This is a genomic window from Streptomyces sp. NPDC051567 (assembly GCF_044454165.1).
GTDB lineage: Bacteria > Actinomycetota > Actinomycetes > Streptomycetales > Streptomycetaceae > Streptomyces.
Map to the genome: position 1 here is coordinate 65,987 of NZ_JBITDK010000019.1, position 17,239 is coordinate 83,225.

12 protein-coding genes are annotated in these 17,239 nt (G+C 72.5%); 2 read left to right on the plus strand and 10 right to left on the minus strand.

The window, feature by feature from the left end; genetic code table 11:
• Nucleotides 1–113 precede the first annotated feature (113 nt).
• The 5 genes from ACIA5F_RS20970 to nrdR all read right to left on the minus strand — a co-directional run bounded on the left by ACIA5F_RS20970 (nucleotide 114) and on the right by nrdR (nucleotide 6,277).
• The gene (locus ACIA5F_RS20970) at nucleotides 114–1,031 is read right to left on the minus strand and encodes an ADP-ribosylglycohydrolase family protein (protein ID WP_399355098.1); all 918 of its coding nucleotides are present in this window, start codon (nucleotides 1,029–1,031) and stop codon (nucleotides 114–116) included.
• A 176-nt stretch (nucleotides 1,032–1,207) separates the two neighbouring features.
• The gene (locus ACIA5F_RS20975; protein ID WP_399355100.1) at nucleotides 1,208–1,867 is read right to left on the minus strand and encodes a histidine phosphatase family protein; all 660 of its coding nucleotides are present in this window, start codon (nucleotides 1,865–1,867) and stop codon (nucleotides 1,208–1,210) included.
• Between the two features lie 72 nt (nucleotides 1,868–1,939).
• Nucleotides 1,940–2,545: a YdbC family protein gene (locus tag ACIA5F_RS20980; protein WP_399355186.1), complete on the minus strand. Its 606-nt coding sequence runs from the start codon at nucleotides 2,543–2,545 to the stop codon at nucleotides 1,940–1,942.
• A gap of 194 nt (nucleotides 2,546–2,739) precedes the next feature.
• Nucleotides 2,740–5,631 carry a vitamin B12-dependent ribonucleotide reductase gene (locus ACIA5F_RS20985; protein WP_399355102.1) on the minus strand — a complete coding sequence of 964 codons (2,892 nt, stop codon included), beginning with the start codon at nucleotides 5,629–5,631 and terminating at the stop codon, nucleotides 2,740–2,742.
• A gap of 136 nt (nucleotides 5,632–5,767) precedes the next feature.
• Nucleotides 5,768–6,277 (minus strand): transcriptional regulator NrdR, encoded by a 510-nt coding sequence (gene nrdR, locus ACIA5F_RS20990; protein ID WP_399355104.1) that lies wholly within the window; start codon nucleotides 6,275–6,277, stop codon nucleotides 5,768–5,770.
• Nucleotides 6,278–6,743: 466 nt separating this feature from the next.
• On the opposite strand from nrdR, the gene lexA reads away from it, so the two are divergent.
• Nucleotides 6,744–7,535, plus strand: a complete 792-nt coding sequence (gene lexA / locus ACIA5F_RS20995) for a transcriptional repressor LexA (protein ID WP_399355106.1) — start codon at nucleotides 6,744–6,746, stop codon at nucleotides 7,533–7,535.
• Nucleotides 7,536–7,708: 173 nt separating this feature from the next.
• Here the strand turns inward: lexA and ACIA5F_RS21000 are convergent, their stop codons facing one another.
• The 4 genes from ACIA5F_RS21000 to ACIA5F_RS21015 form a co-directional block, all read right to left on the minus strand.
• Entirely contained in the window at nucleotides 7,709–9,679 is a 1,971-nt protein-coding gene (locus ACIA5F_RS21000) for an ATP-dependent DNA helicase (protein ID WP_399355108.1), read from the minus strand.
• A gap of 76 nt (nucleotides 9,680–9,755) precedes the next feature.
• The gene (locus ACIA5F_RS21005; RefSeq protein WP_399355110.1) at nucleotides 9,756–10,394 is read right to left on the minus strand and encodes a GNAT family N-acetyltransferase; all 639 of its coding nucleotides are present in this window, start codon (nucleotides 10,392–10,394) and stop codon (nucleotides 9,756–9,758) included.
• Between the two features lie 32 nt (nucleotides 10,395–10,426).
• Nucleotides 10,427–12,613, minus strand: coding sequence for an IucA/IucC family protein (locus ACIA5F_RS21010; RefSeq protein WP_399355112.1), 2,187 nt, complete (start codon nucleotides 12,611–12,613; stop codon nucleotides 10,427–10,429).
• 20 nt (nucleotides 12,614–12,633) lie between these two features.
• Nucleotides 12,634–13,911 carry a diaminobutyrate--2-oxoglutarate transaminase family protein gene (locus ACIA5F_RS21015; protein ID WP_399355188.1) on the minus strand — a complete coding sequence of 426 codons (1,278 nt, stop codon included), beginning with the start codon at nucleotides 13,909–13,911 and terminating at the stop codon, nucleotides 12,634–12,636.
• A 534-nt stretch (nucleotides 13,912–14,445) separates the two neighbouring features.
• Here ACIA5F_RS21015 and ACIA5F_RS21020 point away from each other — a divergent pair.
• Nucleotides 14,446–15,615, plus strand: coding sequence for a trypsin-like serine peptidase (locus tag ACIA5F_RS21020; protein WP_399355114.1), 1,170 nt, complete (start codon nucleotides 14,446–14,448; stop codon nucleotides 15,613–15,615).
• Nucleotides 15,616–15,716: 101 nt separating this feature from the next.
• On the opposite strand, the gene hflX is transcribed toward ACIA5F_RS21020, so the two are convergent.
• Nucleotides 15,717–17,222 carry a GTPase HflX gene (hflX, locus tag ACIA5F_RS21025; RefSeq protein ID WP_399355116.1) on the minus strand — a complete coding sequence of 502 codons (1,506 nt, stop codon included), beginning with the start codon at nucleotides 17,220–17,222 and terminating at the stop codon, nucleotides 15,717–15,719.
• Between the last annotated feature and the right edge of the window lie 17 nt (nucleotides 17,223–17,239).

Consider the following 17,239-nt stretch of genomic DNA (forward strand, 5'->3'; position numbering starts at 1 on the left):
ACCGCCCCGCCGAAGCGGCATGCGACGACGAGGGATCGCATACGTGAAGGCCGACGCGGCACGGTTTCCCGTCGTACGGGAAACCCTGGCACCCGCCGGCCGGGCGGACCCCGTCAGTGCGCGGCGGTCTCCGGGAGCCACGCCGGGAGCGCCTCGGTCCGCGCGGTCCAGGCGGCGGGCAACGCCTCGTCCCCGCGCCCGCCCAGCACCCCGCCGACGATCGCGCAGGTCGTGTCGACATCCCCGCCCACCTGCGCGGTGGTCCAGAACGCCCGCTCGTAGTCGTCCAGCGCCCGCGCCGCCGACCAGAGCGCGAACGGCACGGTGTCGTGCGCGCTGGTGCGCCGTCCGCAGCCCAGTACCGCCGCGACCGTGGTCGCGTCGTCGTAGTCCAGCATGCCCCGCGCCCGCCGCAGCCCGGCGCCCACGGCGCTGCGCGGCACCAGCGCGATCACCCCGTCCAGCAGGTCGGCGGCGGTCGGCGGACCGGCCGGGGCCGCCGCCAGCGCCGCCGCGGCGGCCACGGCCATCGCCCCGCACACCGCCTCACGGTGCTGGTGGGTGGTGTAGGAGGAGATCTCCGCCTGGTGGGTGGCCTGCTCGGGGTCGTCGGCGTACCAGGCTCCCAGCGGCGCGATCCGCATGGCCGCGCCGTTGCCCCACGAGCCCTGCCCGTTGAAGAGTTCGGCGGACAGCGTGCGCCAGTCGGCGCCCTCCCGGACGAGGCGGAGCATCCGGTTCACGGCGGGGCCGTAACCGCGGTCGAAGTCGTGGTGGCGGGCGAAGGAGTCCGCGAGCGCGTCCTGGTCGACACGTCCGTGGCGGGCGAGCACGGCCACCACCGAGCAGGCCATCTCGGTGTCGTCCGTCCACTGCCAGGGCTCGCCGCCGGTGGGCAGCTCGCGCCGCTTGAGCAGCGGATAGTTCGCGGGGACGAAGTACTGGGAGCCCAGCGCATCGCCCAGCGCCAGTCCTCGAAGGCTGGCCAGGGCGCGCGCGTAGCGCCGTTCGGGAGTGGAATCAGGGGTCATCCCGGCTCACTCTAGTGCGGTGACCGGAAAGGTTCACCGGCCCGCGCCGCCCGGCACGGCACCTCGCCGCGTTGTCGGAGCACCCGAGTACGTCCAGCACTACGGGCGCCCCTCCGCCTTGCGAGGCGCCGCACCGGACGCCGCGGGCTTATCGGCAAACCTTCCCGGTCACCGCACTAGCCGTCCAGGTCATAAGGCTCGGGTGTGGTCCAGCGCTCGAACGGGCGGTCCATCCGGTACCGGTCGTCGGGGCCCAGCCGGAGCACCCGGAACTCGCCGTTCCCCGGATTGGAGAGCGCTTCGAACTCGGCCACCGACCAGTGGAACCAGCGCATGCAGAAGAGCCGCATCGTCAGCCCGTGGGTCACGAGCAGGACGTTCTCCGGGTGGTCCGGGGCCTCGAAGCTGCGGTAGAGGCTCTCCAGGAAGGACCCGACCCGGTCGTACACGTCCGCCCCCGACTCGCCCTGGGCGAACCGGTAGAAGAAGTGCCCGTACGCGTCCCGGTACGCCTTCTGGAGCCGTACGTCGTCCCGGTCCTGCCAGTTGCCCCAGTCCTGCTCGCGCAGCCTCGGCTCCTCGCGCATCCGGACCCGGGAGGGGTTCAGCCGCAGCTCCCGGAAGGTCTGCAGGGTCCGGCGGTAGGGGGAGACGTACGCGCTGATGTGCTCGTCGCCGAAGAGTTCGCGCAGCCGCTTGCCCGTCGCCGCCGCCTGCTGGTGACCGTTGCGGGTCATGCGCAGGGCGTGGTCGGGCTCCCGCTCGTAGACGGTGTCGTCGGTGTTCCCCTCCGATTCCCCGTGCCGGACAAGGACGATGCGCCGTGGTCGAACCATCCCCAGACCCTATTCGGCCACCGCCGGGCGGGCCGACCGGGCACGCCGGACGCCGTTACGGTCGTCGTACGGTCATATCGTCCAGGAGGGTTCGAGGTCGACGACGTCCCCGGTGAGGGCCTCGACGTCGGCCTGGAGCTGGGCGCGCAGCGAGAGCCGCTCCACCCGTTCCTGCCGGTACTTTCCGTGTTCGGCCGCCGCCTGCCACATGGACAGCACCAGGAACTCCCGGCCGGGCGCCTCCCCGAAGAGGCCGCGGATCATGCCGGGCGAGCCCGCCATGGCGGGATTCCACACCTTCTCCTGCATGAGGGCGAAGTGGTCCACCCGGCCCTCCCGTACCCGGGTGTGGGCGACCCGGACGACATCGGCGTCGGTGAAGCGTGGCTCGAAACCGGTCTTCACGTCGAAGCGGTGGTCGAAGAGGGTGGCCCGGGCGTCGGTGTAGGTGCCGTTCTGCGCCGCGGCCAGCCGGTCGTACGAGCGGGCCATGAAGGAGTCGTAGAAGGATCGGCTCTCCCAGAACGTGAAGACGTGCGCGACCCCCTGCCGACCCCGGCTCCAGCCGCCGCCCTGCCCCCGGAAGCCCGGTTCGCCGGGCAGCCCCGCCCACTTGCGCTGCCCGCGCTCGAACCCGCGTCGGTCCGTCACCGTGCAGCGAATCCACTTGACCAGCACCGTGTCATCGTACGGGCCCGGCGCGGCCCGGGTCAGGTCCTCGGTGACGTAGGTCCGCACCGGTTCCGCGCCGCCCGGTCGGGTGTGCGAGGTCCGGACACCCGACCGGGTAGGGCCGGGGCCGCACACGCCGGAGCGGGGACCGGCACTGGGCCGGTCCCCGCTCCGTCAGCCGCTCAGCGCGGCGGGCCGTGTCAGCTGCAGCCGCTGGTGGAGCCGCAGCCCTCGCAGATGTAGCAGGAGCCGGCGCGCTGCATCTTCGTCCCGCAGGAGAAGCAGAGCGGGGCATCGGCGGAGACGCCGAGCTGCATCTCGACCAGTTCCGCGTTGCTGTGCGCCGTCTTCGGGGCCGGGACCGGGGCGACGGCCACCGGCTTCGGCGCCACCGGCACCACGGTCAGCGGGGCGGACCGGGCCAGGGACTCCGTGTCGAGCTCCTCCTCGTCGAGCGGCTCGTACGAGCCGGTGTCCAGGTGGCGCTGACGCTCCTCGGCGGAGTGGATGCCGAGGGCCGAGCGGGTCTCGAAGGGCAGGAAGTCCAGTGCCACGCGGCGGAAGATGTAGTCGACGATCGACTGCGCCATCCGCACGTCCGGGTCGTCCGTCATGCCGGCCGGCTCGAAACGCATGTTCGTGAACTTCGCGACGTACGTCTCCAGCGGGACCCCGTACTGGAGACCGACCGAGACGGCGATCGAGAAGGCGTCCATCATGCCCGCGAGGGTCGAGCCCTGCTTGGACATCTTCAGGAAGACCTCGCCCAGACCGTCGTCGGGGTAGGAGTTCGCGGTCATGTAGCCCTCGGCGCCACCGACCGTGAAGGAGGTGGTGATCCCCGGGCGGCCCTTGGGCAGGCGCTTGCGGACCGGGCGGTACTCGACGACCTTCTCGACCGCGGTGCGGATCGTGTCCTCGGCCTTGGCCGTGACCTCGGCCTTCTCCTCTTCCTTCTTCTTGGCGGAGAGGGGCTGGCCGACCTTGCAGTTGTCGCGGTAGATCGCGAGCGCCTTGACGCCCAGCTTCCACGCCTCGAAGTAGATCTCCTCGATCTCCTCGACGGTCGCCGTCTCCGGCATGTTGACCGTCTTGGAGATCGCGCCGGAGATCCAGGGCTGGATCGCGGCCATCATGCGGACGTGGCCCATCGCGGAGATGGAACGCTCGCCCATGGCGCAGTCGAACACCGAGTAGTGCTCGGTCTTCAGGCCCGGGGCGCCGACGACCACACCGTGCTCGGCGATGTGGGCGACGATCGCCTCGATCTGCTCCTCCTGGTAACCCAGGCGGCGCAGGGCCTGCGGGACGGTGCCGTTGACGATCTGCATCGAGCCGCCGCCGACGAGCTTCTTGAACTTGACCAGGGCCAGGTCCGGCTCGACACCGGTGGTGTCGCAGGACATCGCGAGACCGATGGTGCCGGTCGGCGCGAGGACGGACGCCTGGGAGTTGCGGAAGCCGTTCTTCTCGCCGAGGCGGATCACGTCCTGCCACGCCTCGGTGGCCGCGGCCCAGACCGAGTTGTCCAGGTCCGCGGTGCGCGGCGCGACGGCGTTGGCGTCGGCGTGCTGCTTCATGACGCGCTTGTGCGACTCGGCGTTGCGGGCGTAGCCGTCGTACGGGCCGACGATGGCGGCCAGCTCGGCGGAGCGCTTGTACGCGGTACCGGTCATCAGCGAGGTGATGGAGGCGGCGAGGGTCCGGCCGCCGTCCGAGTCGTACGCGTGACCGGTGGCCATCAGCAGGGCGCCGAGGTTGGCGTAGCCGATGCCGAGCTGACGGAAGGCGCGGGTGTTCTCGCCGATCTTCCGCGTCGGGAAGTCCGCGAAGCAGATGGAGATGTCCATCGCGGTGATGACGAGCTCGACGACCTTGGCGAAGCGCTCGGCGTCGAAGGACTGGTCGCCCTTGCCGTCGTCGTCGAGGAACTTCATCAGGTTCAGCGAGGCGAGGTTGCAGGACGTGTTGTCCAGGTGCATGTACTCGCTGCACGGGTTGGACGCGGTGATGCGGCCGGACTCGGGGCAGGTGTGCCAGTTGTTGATCACACCGTCGTACTGGATGCCCGGGTCGGCGCAGGCCCACGCGGCCTCGGCGAGCTTGCGGAAGAGCGCCTTGGCGTCGACCGTCTCGATGACCTCGCCGGTCATGCGGGCCCGCAGGCCGAACTCGGTGCCGTTCTCGACGGCTGTCATGAACTCGTCGTTCACGCGGACGGAGTTGTTGGCGTTCTGGTACTGGACGGACGTGATGTCGTCGCCGCCCAGGTCCATGTCGAAGCCCGCGTCACGCAGGGCGCGGATCTTCTCCTCCTCCTTCACCTTGGTGGCGATGAAGTCCTCGACGTCCGGGTGGTCCACGTCCAGGACGACCATCTTGGCCGCGCGGCGGGTGGCGCCGCCCGACTTGATCGTTCCGGCGGACGCGTCGGCGCCGCGCATGAAGGAGACCGGGCCGGAGGCGTTGCCGCCGGAGGAGAGGAGCTCCTTGGAGGAGCGGATGCGGGAGAGGTTCAGGCCGGCGCCGGAGCCGCCCTTGAAGATCATGCCCTCTTCCTTGTACCAGTCGAGGATCGACTCCATGGAGTCGTCGACGGCCAGGATGAAGCAGGCGGAGACCTGCTGCGGCTGGGGCGTGCCGACGTTGAACCACACCGGCGAGTTGAAGCTGAAGATCTGGTGCAGGAGGGCGTAGGTCAGCTCGTGCTCGAAGATCTCCGCGTCGGCGGGCGAGGAGAAGTAGTCGAAGTCCTCGCCGGCCTTCGTGTACGTCTTCACGATCCGGTCGATCAGCTGCTTCAGACCGGTCTCGCGCTGCGGGGTGCCGACCGCGCCGCGGAAGTACTTGCTGGTGACGATGTTGACCGCGTTCACCGACCAGAAGTCGGGGAACTCGACGCCACGCTGCTCGAAGTTGACCGAGCCGTCGCGCCAGTTGGTCATGACGACGTCACGGCGCTCCCAGCTCACCTCGTCGTAGGGATGGACGCCGGGGGTGGTGTGGATGCGCTCGATACGCAGGCCGCTCTTGGCGGCCTTGGTCCCCTTGGCGCGGGAACCTCGTGCCGAGCTGCTCGCCGTCTCTGTCATGCCGCCTCCCATATGCGGGCAAAAACGCCCTAAAGTGCCAGCGTTATTCCGCGGCACGGTGCTGTTTCTTGTTTCTACGTGTCTTCGCCCGGCCGAACCGGACATGCCGCGACGCGGTGGCGGTGCGGCCGTCCGGTCAGTCGACGGAGGAGGCGGGCACGGGGACCGAACCGGTCCCACCGGGCCCGCACTCGGAGTGAGCCCGCCGCTCGCGCAGTTCCACGATGGCGATCTCGAAGTCTTCGAGGGTGTCGAACGCTTTGTACACGGACGCGAACCGCAGGTACGCGACCAGGTCCAGCTCCTGCAGCGGGCCGAGTATGGCCAGGCCGACATCGTGCGTGGTGAGCTCGGCGCTCCCGGTGGCGCGCACCGCCTCCTCGACCCGCTGGCCGAGCTTGGCGAGCGCGTCCTCGGTGACCGGCCGCCCCTGGCACGCCTTGCGCACGCCGGAGATGACCTTGGTGCGGCTGAAGGGTTCCGTCACCCCGCTGCGCTTGACCACCATCAGCGAGGCCGTCTCCACCGTCGTGAAACGGCGGGAGCAGTCGGGGCACTGGCGGCGTCTGCGGATCGACGTGCCGTCGTCCGTGGTGCGACTGTCCACGACACGGCTGTCGGGGTGCCTGCAGAAGGGGCAGTGCATGGTTCCCTCACCCTCCTCTTGGCACGGCTGGATCACCTCACGGGGTCCCGGAACGACAGGGACGGGGCTCTGTCGGGGCCTCGTGAAGCAGCCACCAGCATAGGCGATCCCGGGAGCCTGACCGAACGCAGACCACAACTTCTGGGTGGCAGCGCACATCCAACCACTAGATCTTGGGTTGTGGTGGATTTACGTGACCCTGCGTGTCGCGGCGCTCAACGGACCGGCACGGAGTTGCGCGGTGTCACACTGGACGCCTTCCGCAACGGTGGCACCCGACCGGAAAGGCTACCGCAAGCGCCGGACGCGACGCCGAACCCGCGTTCGGCATATCGCTCGTCCATACACCTCTGGATATACCCACGCCGGGCGATCTGCGTTTTTTCACTCGAACGTGTGTTTGGCGCAACCTTTCGAAAGCAACTACCGTTGTCCAGCTAGGGAGACCATTTCGAGAGGGGCCGACGTGACCACCACCGCAGACAGCGCCACCATCACTGCCCAGAACCGCTCCCAGAGCCGACTTGAGCCGGTGCATGCCATGAATGACGCAAGCCTGAACCCGGAGGCGGAGCCCGCACGCCCCGCCCGTTCACTGCCAGGTCGACCTCCAGGCATCCGCGCCGACAGTTCCGGGCTCACGGACCGGCAGCGCAGGGTCATCGAGGTCATCCGGGACTCGGTGCAGCGGCGGGGTTACCCGCCGTCGATGCGCGAGATCGGCCAGGCGGTCGGCCTGTCCAGCACCTCGTCGGTCGCGCACCAGCTGATGGCCCTGGAACGCAAGGGCTTCCTGCGCCGTGACCCCCACCGCCCCCGGGCCTACGAGGTCCGCGGCTCGGACCAGCCGAGCTCGCAGCCCACGGACACCACCGGCCAGCCCGCCGCCTCCTACGTCCCCCTGGTCGGCCGGATCGCGGCCGGTGGCCCGATCCTCGCCGAGGAATCGGTCGAGGACGTCTTCCCCCTCCCCCGCCAGCTCGTCGGCGACGGCGAACTCTTCGTCCTGAAGGTCGTCGGCGACTCGATGATCGAAGCCGCGATCTGCGACGGCGACTGGGTCACGGTCCGCCGCCAGCCGGTCGCGGAGAACGGCGACATCGTCGCGGCCATGCTGGACGGCGAAGCCACGGTCAAGCGGTTCAAGCGCGAGGACGGCCACGTCTGGCTCCTCCCGCACAACGCCGCCTACCAGCCGATCCCCGGTGACGAGGCGACCATCCTGGGCAAGGTCGTCGCCGTACTGCGCCGGGTCTGACCCGCCGCCTCCCAGCCGGCCCCGGAACCCACTGCGCCGGGTCCCGGGGCTGTCCCCTGTCCTGACCCCTGCCCCGGTCCGTGGTCGGGTCCCGGGAGCGGGCCCACGGGTACGCGTCGCCGTGTGTGGCCGCGTACCCGTGGGCCCGTTCGCGTGGGCCTCGTGACCGGCGGCTACGCGCCGTCGGTCCTGGCGACCGTGTCGATGGCCGCCAGTGAGCGGCGGGCCTGGTTGCGGTCCGTGGTGTACCAGAAGTCCGGCAGCGTGGCCCGCAGGAAGCTCCCGTACCGGGCCGTGGCCAGCCGGGGGTCGAGAACCGCGACGACGCCCCGGTCACCGGTGGCCCGGACGAGCCGGCCCGCGCCCTGGGCCATCAGCAGGGCCGCGTGGGTGGCCGCGACGGCCATGAAGCCGTTGCCACCGTTCTCCTCGACCGACTTCTGCCGGGCGCTCATCAGCGGGTCGTCGGGGCGCGGGAACGGAATCCGGTCCATCACCACCAGCTGGCAGCTCGACCCCGGCACGTCCACGCCCTGCCAGAGCGACAGCGTCCCGAAGAGACAGGTCTTCGGATCGGCCGCGAACATCTTGATCAGCTCGCCCAGCGTCTCCTCGCCCTGGAGCAGGATCGGGTTCCCCAGCCGCCCGCGCAGTTCCTCGGCCGCCGCCTTGGCACCGCGCATGGAGGAGAAGAGGCCGAGGGTACGGCCGCCGGCCGCCTCGATCAGCTCCGCGAGCTCGTCGATCATGTCGCCACGGGTGCCCTCACGGCCCGGGGTGGCCAGGTGCTTGGCGACGTAGAGGATGCCCTGCTTGGGGTAGTCGAACGGCGAGCCGACGTCCAGGCCCTTCCAGACCGGTACGTCGTCCCCCTCGACCCCCTCGGGGGCCAGGCCCAGGGAGGCCGCGATCCCGTTGAAGTCGCCGCCGAGCTTGAGGGTCGCCGAGGTCAGAACCACCGAGCGGTCCGTGAACAGCCGCTCGCGCAGCAGGCCGGAGACCGAGAGCGGGGCGACCCGGAGGGTGGCGCCGAAGCGGTCGTGCCGTTCGTACCAGACCACGTCGTACGCGGAGCCGGTGACGATCCGCTCCGCCACGCCGTGGACGCTCTCCACCGCGGCCAGGGCCTGCTTGCGGACCGCGTCCTCGTCCTGGACGGACTTGTCGCGGGACCCGCCGAGCGCCGAGATCACCTCGCGCGCGGCGTCCCGCAGGGAGGCCAGCGCGTAGCCGAGGTCCTCGGGGACCTCCTCCAGACGGCCCGGGAGCGCCAGCTCCATGACCCGTTCGAAGGAATCGGCGGCGGTCTCGAAGGCGTCCGCCGCCCTCTCGTCGACCAGCTTGCCCGCCCGCTTCACGGCCCGCTTCACCTGGCCCGGAGTGAGCTCGCCGGTGGCGGCCCCCGTCACCCGGGAGACCAGCTCGTGGGCCTCGTCGACGATCAGCACCTCGTGCTGCGGCAGCACCGGGGCGCCCTCGATGGCGTCGATGGCGAGCAGCGCGTGGTTGGTGACGACCACGTCCGCGAGCTTGGCCCGCTCCCGGGCGGCCTCGGCGAAGCACTCGGCTCCGTACGCGCACTTCGTCGCGCCCAGACACTCACGGGAGGTGACCGAGATCTGTGACCAGGCCCGGTCCGAGACACCGGGGGTCAAGGCGTCCCGGTCGCCGGTGTCCGTCTCGTCGGCCCAGTCGCGCAGGCGGATCAGGTCCTGGCCGAGTTTGCTGCTGGGGGCCGCCGCCTCGAACGGGTCGAAGAGCCCTTCGTCCTCGTCCTGGGGGACGCCTTCGTGGAGCCGGTGCAGGCACAGATAGTTGGACCGGCCCTTGAGCATGGCGAACTGCGGGCGGCGGCGCAGCTGCGGATGGAGGGCCTCCACCGTGCGGGGCAGGTCGCGCTCGACCAGCTGACGCTGGAGGGCGAGGGTCGCGGTGGCCACGACCACGCGCTCGCCGTGCGCGAGGGCCGGCACCAGGTAGCCGAGGGACTTGCCGGTGCCGGTACCGGCCTGGATGAGCCGGTGGGAGTTGTCGTCGATCGCTTCGGCGACGGCTTCGGCCATGGCCACCTGGCCGGGACGCTCCGTGCCGCCGACGGCGGAGACGGCGGCGTGCAGCAGGTCGGGGAGGGAGGGCTTCGTCATAGCACTGCCAACCCTACGGGGCGCCACTGACAACGCGTACGCGTCCGGAGGATTCACGGCCGGTGCGGGGGGGCGGTCAGAGGAGATTGCGCAGCGACCGTTCCCTGATCATCAGGGCGGCGCGTTTCCCGGGGAGGGCGATCTCCGCGGAGGAGCGGAAACCGGAGTTCAGGAAGGCCGACACGGAGGAGGTGTTGCGGAGGTCCGGTTCGGCGATGACCCGGGTGCAGCGCGGACGGTTGTCGAGCACGAGGTCGGCGACGGCGCGCAGCAGGGTGGTCCCCAGGCCCCGGCCGCGGTGCGCGCCGTCCCCGATCAGCAGGTGGACACCCGTGTCGTGGGGGCGCGCCGGGTAGTGGCGGGCGACCGGGTCGAGATCGGCCCGGTAGATCTCCCAGTAGCTCATCGGTGCGCCGTCGAGCAGGCCGAGGCAGGGGATGCTGCGGCCGTCCCCGTCGAGCTGGGTCCTCAGGTGGGCCGCGGTGACGGCGGCGGGTCCGGCCAGTTCCCAGTAGGCGGCCACTTCGGGGTCGTTCATCCAGCCGGTGAGGAGCTCCAGGTCGCGGCCGAGCCGTACCGGTTCGAGGCGGAAGGCCCCGGCGGGGGTGCTGGTGCTGCCCCAGGAGGCCGGGGAGTCGAGCAGGTCGGCCTCGGCGAGCAGGGGCAGCAGCTCTGCGGTGAGCCGTAGCTCGACGGTGTCGTCGGTGGAGGGCATCGGGGGCTCTTCTCCCTGTCGGTAAGGGCGCTTCAGCCGTGGAGGGGGTTGGCGACGGTGACGTAGACGGACTGGGTGTCGACGGGGCCGACGAGCTCGTCGAGGCCGTCCAGGCGGGTGAGCAGGTTCGCCTTGCAGCGCAGGGTGGGTGAGTCGAGCAGCAGCGCGGGGAGCGGGCCGAGGCCGCAGTGCTTGCCGAGGAAACCGCGGAAGGCGGCGAGGAGGACACGTTCGTCGGCGAGCCGCTGGGAGCCGAAGGCTCCGATGAGGCCGAACACGTTGTTGATGCCGAGGTAGTAGGCGAAGCGTTCGTCGGCGACGGCGTCGGCGACGAAGGTCTCGCTGGCGCCGCCGATACCGGGGAGCCGGTGTTCCAGCTCCGTGCGGCGGGAGGCGCGGAAGTAGTAGCCCTGGTTGTCGCGGTAGCGGCCGCCGACCGGCCAGCCGGCCGGGTCCAGGAGGACCAGGGTGTTCTGCTGGTGGGCTTCGAGGGCGACACCGGCGAGCGAGTCGAGGGCGAGCACGGGCAGGACGACGTGTTCGAGGTAGCGCAGGAACCACTCGGCGCAGACGGCGGAGGTGGTGCGTCCGGTGGTGGCCGCGAGGGCGCGGACGGCCTCGGCGAGCCGGGAGTCCATGGTGGCCCGGCCCGGCCGGGGGCGGGGTGCGGTGAGCGCGGCGACGCAGACGGCGTCGTCCTCGGGGCGGAAGGGGTTGTGGCGCAGCAGGACGTCGAGTCCGGGGACGGGGGTGCCGTCCGGGGCGTCGACGGCGACCCAGGCGGGGTCTCGGACGATGTCGAAGCCGGGGTGGAGCGTCTGCCAGTGCTCGGCGAGGCCGGTGCGGAGCAGCCGGTGCACCTCGACACCGCGGTGGAGTTCCTTGCGGAGGTTCTCGCGCCGGGAGTTGGTGATGCGCAGGCCCAGGGAGAGCTTCAGCATCGCCGGGGCGCCGGGGCGGTGGACGGTGCGGATGGAGGAGGTGGGGTACCAGGGGCGGCCGTACGGGCCCAGGTCGCGCAGGAGTCCCGCGTCGTGGAGGGCGGCGACGGCGGGGCGCCGGAGCAGGTCGCGGGCCTGCCAGGGGTGCAGGGGGAGGGCGGCGAACCCGTCGGGCAGCGGGAGCCCGGGGGCGAGCCGGCCGAGGAGCCGGGCCGCGCGGACCGGGCGGCCGCTCTCGGTCCAGGCGGAGTCGGTGGCGAGCGCGCGGGGGGCGACCGCGAACCAGTGGAGGGGGAAGGAGCCGTGGAGTTCGGGTGAGTAACGGCGCACCTCGGCCTCGGAGAGTCCTTCACGGCTCTTCGGGGTCGGGTGCAGGGGGTGGCCGAGGAGGAGGGACTGTTCGGCGGTGAGGAAGCGGTCCGTGGCGGCGGGCCCGGATGTGGTGGGCCCGGAGGCGGTGGGGTGGGCGCGCCGGTCGGCGATGAATTCCGCGGTGCGGCGCACCGAGTCGGCGACCCGGCCGACGAGGTCGTTGCCGCCGCGGCCGTTGCCCTCGCGGGCGAGGAGCGCGGCGAGGGTGACGGCGTCCACCGCGGGGGCGTCGGCGGGGACGCCTTCGAGCCGGGGTGTGGCGAAGCGGTGCCATCCGGCCGGGGACCAGTGGCGGACGGCGACGAGCAGGGCGGCGCCGGACGCGGGGAGGGGGACGCGCAGCGAAGTCCCGGCCCGGCCGTCCGGGCGGCCGAGCCCGGTCTCGCGGACCCAGCAGCGCAGCAGGTTCTCCACCGCCGCGGCCTCGGCGGCGACGGCCGGGTCGGGGTGGTCCAGCGGGTCCGGCCCGGCGGGACCTGACCCGTCGGCGCGGGGCGTCGCACGGGCCCCGGGCGCGCTGTCCGTCTGCCGCGGGACGGGCACCACCGGGCCGGGGACGACCGGACCGGACACCACCGGTTCCGGCGCGGCCGGCGCGGCCGGGCCGGGGTCCCCGGCGCCGGGCAGCGGGGGCCGGGCAGCGGCGGGCCCGGCGGCCGGGGTCCGGGGCCGCGCGCCCGGGTCCCCGGCGTCCGGCGCCACCCGCGCGGGCCCGGGCTCCGGGGGCGGGACCGGAGCCGGAGCCGGGGGCGGCTGCCCGGCGCCCGGGGACCCCGCTCCGGCGGAGCCCTGCCCCGCGGACCGTTCCCCGGCCGGGGCCGGGGGCGGCGGGGGCGGGGCGGCCTGGGGGTGGGCGGCGGGCGTGGGGCGGGGCGCCGGGGAGGGGGGGTGGGGCGGAGTGGTCATCGGGGTCCTCGGGGTGCGGGTCAGCGGGAGCGGCGGGCGGCGGCCGGGACGGCGTCGGCGAAGCGGTCGAGGACCGCGGTGGCCTGCTCGTCGGTGAGGGTCAGCGGGGGCAGCAGCCGGACGACGCAGGAGTGGCGGCCACCGAGTTCGACGATCAGACCCCGGTCCAGGCACTCCTGGCGCACGGCCGCGGCGAGCGCCGGGGCGGCGGCTCCGGTGTCGGGGTCGACGAACTCGACGCCGATCATCAGGCCACGGCCCCGGACGTCCCCGACGCAGGGATGGGCCGGGACCAGGCCGCGCAGGGCCGTGAGCATCCGCTCCCCCAGGACTCCGGCGCGTTCGGCCAGCCCGTTCTCCCGTACGTGGGCGAGGGTGGCGGCGCCGGCCGCCATGGCGAGCTGGTTGCCGCGGAAGGTGCCCGCGTGCGCGCCGGGGGGCCAGACGTCCAGGCCGGAGCGGTACACGATCACCGCGAGGGGGAGGCTGCCGCCGATCGCCTTGGACAGGACCATCACATCGGGCACCACCCCGGCGTGGTCGACGCCCCAGAAGGCGCCGGTGCGGCCGACGCCCGTCTGCACCTCGTCGGCGATCAGGGGAATCCCCCGCGCCGCGGTGATCTCCCGCATCCGGCGCAGCCACGCGTCCGGGGACGGGATGACCCCGCCCTCGCCCTGTACGGGTTCGACGATCATGCCTGCGGGTGCGGGCACCCCGCTCTTGGGGTCGTCCAGGAGGTTCTCCGTCCAGCGGGCGCCCAGCTCGGCGCCCTCCGGTCCGCCGACGCCGAAGGGGCAGCGGTGGTCCTGCGGGTACGGCAGCCGGGTCACCCGGACGCCCGGGGCGCCGCCCGAGGCGTCGAGGGCCCCGGCGGTCATGCCGTGGTAGGCCCCGGTGAAGGCGAGCAGGCCGGAGCGGCCGGTGGCGGTGCGGACCAGGGTGAGCGCGGCCTCCACGGCGTCGGTGCCCGCCGGTCCGCAGAACTGGATGCGGGCGTCGGCGGCGAGCGCGGGCGGAAGACAGGCGAACAGCTCGGTGGTGAAGGCGTCCTTGACCGGGGTCGCGAGGTCCAGCACGTGCAGCGGGGCGCCGGAGTCCAGGACGCGCCGGACGGCTTCGAGCACCACCGGGTGGTTGTGACCGAGGGCGAGGGTTCCGGCGCCGGAAAGGCAGTCGAGGTAGCGGCGCCCGTCCGCGCCCTCGATGGTCAGCCCGCGGGCCCGCACCGGGACGATCGGCAGGGAGCGCGCGTACGTCCGGGCGGCGGACTCCCGCTGTGCCTGCCTGCGCAGGATGCCCTCGGGCGAGACGGGGACGACGGGTCCGTCGCGTCCGCCGGGGTCCTGCGCCCGGCTCCCCCGTGGCGGGACTTGTACCGGGACTTGTGCCGGGGTCTGCGACGGGATCTGTGCCGCGGCTGCGGCCTGTTCGGTCAACGCCACGCGTGTCGGTCCTCCCGCACGGATTGCACTTCCGGATCGCGTCTCGAACACGGACGCTGTTCCCCCGTCCCCCGTCCGTACCAACGACGGTGGCGGCGGCGGATCACGGGTGGGGCGAAGATCCTTGCCCGGCGGAGGGCCGGCGAAGGCCCGGTACGGGGCTCCGGCGGGACTCCGGCAGGGACCGCCGGACCCGCCGGAACGGCGTTCCCGGCCCGGTGGCGGAACCGGCGCCCCGGGCTCCGCCGTCCCCGACGGCAGCGGCATAGTGGGGTGTTGCGCCTGGTGCCGTGCCGGGCGTCGCGGGCCGGTGAACCTTTCCGGTCACAGCACCAGCGGGGCTCCACCGTGCCTCACACCGGCACAACCACCAGGGGGATCTACGACATGCGACCGAACCGACCGGTCACCGCGCTCCTGTGCGCCGCCGCGCTCGCGCTGACCGCCACGGCCTGCGGAACCGGCGACGGGGAGGCCGGCGCCGCCGGGCCGACCGTGGCGGCGAGCCTTCCGGCCGGGCTCGAAGGGATCAAGATCCCGGACGGGCTGCGGGAGAAGCTCAAGGAGCACGGCATCGATCTGGAGAAGTGGAAGGGCGGTGCGTGGAAGAACTGGAAGAAGGAGGACTGGCTCCGCGAGGCGGGTGACTACATCAACCCGATCATCGAGGGCCTGTGGGACCCGGACCGGATGCGCGGCGCCGAGCAGCCGCAGCGCCCGGCCGTCGACCCGGACGCGGGCAAGGACCAGGGCGTCACCGACCCGGCCCCGGCGGCGGTGACGGCCAAGGCAGCGCGCGCCCCCTACCACCAGAGCGTCCCGGCGGCCGGGAAGGTCTTCTTCGACGGCCCCGGGGGCTCGATGGTCTGCTCGGCGACCGTGGTCAAGGACCCGGCCCACCCGGGCAAATCCAACCTGGTCTGGACCGCCGGGCACTGCGTGCACGCGGGCAAGGCGGGCGGCTGGTACCGCAACATCGCCTTCGTCCCCTCCTACAACAACGCGGGCAAGCCGGGTGCGGAGCTCAAGGGCGCGCCCCGCGAGCAGGTGGCCCCGTACGGGGTCTGGTGGAGCGACTGGGCGCAGACCTCGGACCAGTGGATCGCGACCGGCGGTCCCACCGGGGGCGCGGGCGCCCCGTACGACTTCGCGGTGCTGCACGTGACCCCGGAGAACGGTGGCGGCAAGTCGCTTGAGGAGACGGTCGGTTCGGCGCTGCCGGTCGAGTTCGCCACCCTGGCCGTGCCGAAGGTCGCGGGCATCACGGCGACGGGGTACCCGGCGGCGGCGCCGTTCGACGGGCAGAAGGCGTTCCAGTGCACGGACCGGCCGGGGCGGCTCTCGCTGGCCGCGGCCGACCCGGTGATGTACCGCATCGGCTGCACGATGACCGGGGGGTCCTCGGGCGGCGGCTGGGTCGCGGCGGGTGCCGACGGCAAGCCGGCGCTGGTGTCGAACACGTCGATCGGCCCGGCCAAGGCGGGCTGGCTGGCCGGGCCCCGGCTGGGTCCGGAGGCGAAGGGCGTCTTCGACGCCGTCAGCGGCAAGTTCAGGTAGGGGCGGCGGGGCGTTCGCGCCCCGTGCGTGCGTGAGGGCCCCCGCGTGTGCGGGGGCCCTCACCCGTCAGCCGTGGCCGCCGGGTCGGCGGCGGTGGCCCGTCAGCGCTTGAGGAGCGCGTACGGGGCCAGGTCGGCCGCCAGTTCCTGGTGGACCCGGGCCTTGAGCAGGGTGCCCTCCGGGGTGTGCTCCTCGGAGATCACCTCGCCCTCGGCGTGGGCGCGGGCGACCAGCGAGCCGCGCGTGTACGGCACCAGCGACTCCACCTCGACCTCGGGACGCGGCAGTTCGGCGTCGATGAGCGCGAGGAGTTCCTCGATGCCCTGGCCCGTCCGGGCCGAGACCGCGAGGGAGTGCCGCTCGATCCGCAGCAGCCGCTGGAGGACGAGCGGGTCCGCGGCGTCCGCCTTGTTGATCACGACGATCTCGGGCACGTTGACCGCGCCGACCTCGCGGATGACCTCGCGGACGGCCGCGAGCTGCTCCTCCGGGGCCGGGTGCGAGCCGTCGACGATGTGCAGGATGAGGTCGGATTCGCCGACCTCCTCCATCGTGGAGCGGAACGCCTCGACCAGGTGGTGGGGCAGGTGCCGTACAAAGCCGACCGTGTCGGCCAGGGTGTAGACCCGGCCGCTGGGCGTCTCGGCCCGGCGGACGGTGGGGTCGAGGGTGGCGAACAGTGAGTTCTCCACCAGGACGCCCGCGCCGGTGAGGCGGTTGAGCAGGGAGGACTTGCCGGCGTTGGTGTATCCGGCGATGGCGACCGAGGGGACCTTGTTGCGGCGGCGTTCCTGCCGCTTGATGTCGCGGCCGGTCTTCATCTCCGCGATCTCCCGGCGCATCTTCGCCATCTTCTCGCGGATGCGGCGCCGGTCGGTCTCGATCTTGGTCTCACCGGGGCCGCGGGTGGCCATGCCGCCACCGCCGCCGCCACCCATCTGCCGGGACAGCGAGGCACCCCAGCCGCGCAGCCGCGGCAGCATGTACTGCATCTGCGCGAGCGCGACCTGGGCCTTGCCCTCGCGGGACTTGGCGTGCTGGGCGAAGATGTCGAGGATGAGGGCGGTCCGGTCGACCACCTTGACCTTGACGACGTCTTCGAGGGCGATGAGCTGGCCGGGGCTGAGTTCTCCGTCGCAGACGACCGTGTCGGCGCCGGTCTCGGTCACGATGTCGCGCAGTTCCCGGGCCTTGCCCGAGCCGATGAAGGTGGCCGGGTCGGGCTTGTCGCGGCGCTGGATCACGCCGTCGAGCACGAGGGCGCCGGCCGTCTCGGCGAGGGCGGCGAGCTCCGCGAGGGAGTTCTCCGCGTCGTTCACCGTGCCGGAGGTCCAGACGCCGACGAGTACCACGCGCTCCAGGCGGAGCTGGCGGTACTCGACCTCGGTGACGTCCTCCAGTTCGGTGGAGAGGCCGACCACCCGGCGCAGGGCCGCGCGCTCGGAGCGTTCGAGCTGCTCGCCGTCCCGGTCTCCGTCGATCTTGTGGCTCCAGGCGACGTCCTCTTCCATCAGGGCATCGGCCCGAAGGTTCTCGGTGAAGCTCTGCGAGTCCGCCGTGTCCTGTGCGTCCTGCGGTTCCTGGGAAGGGGAAGAAGAGGAGGTCATTGGTCCCTTACGTCGAT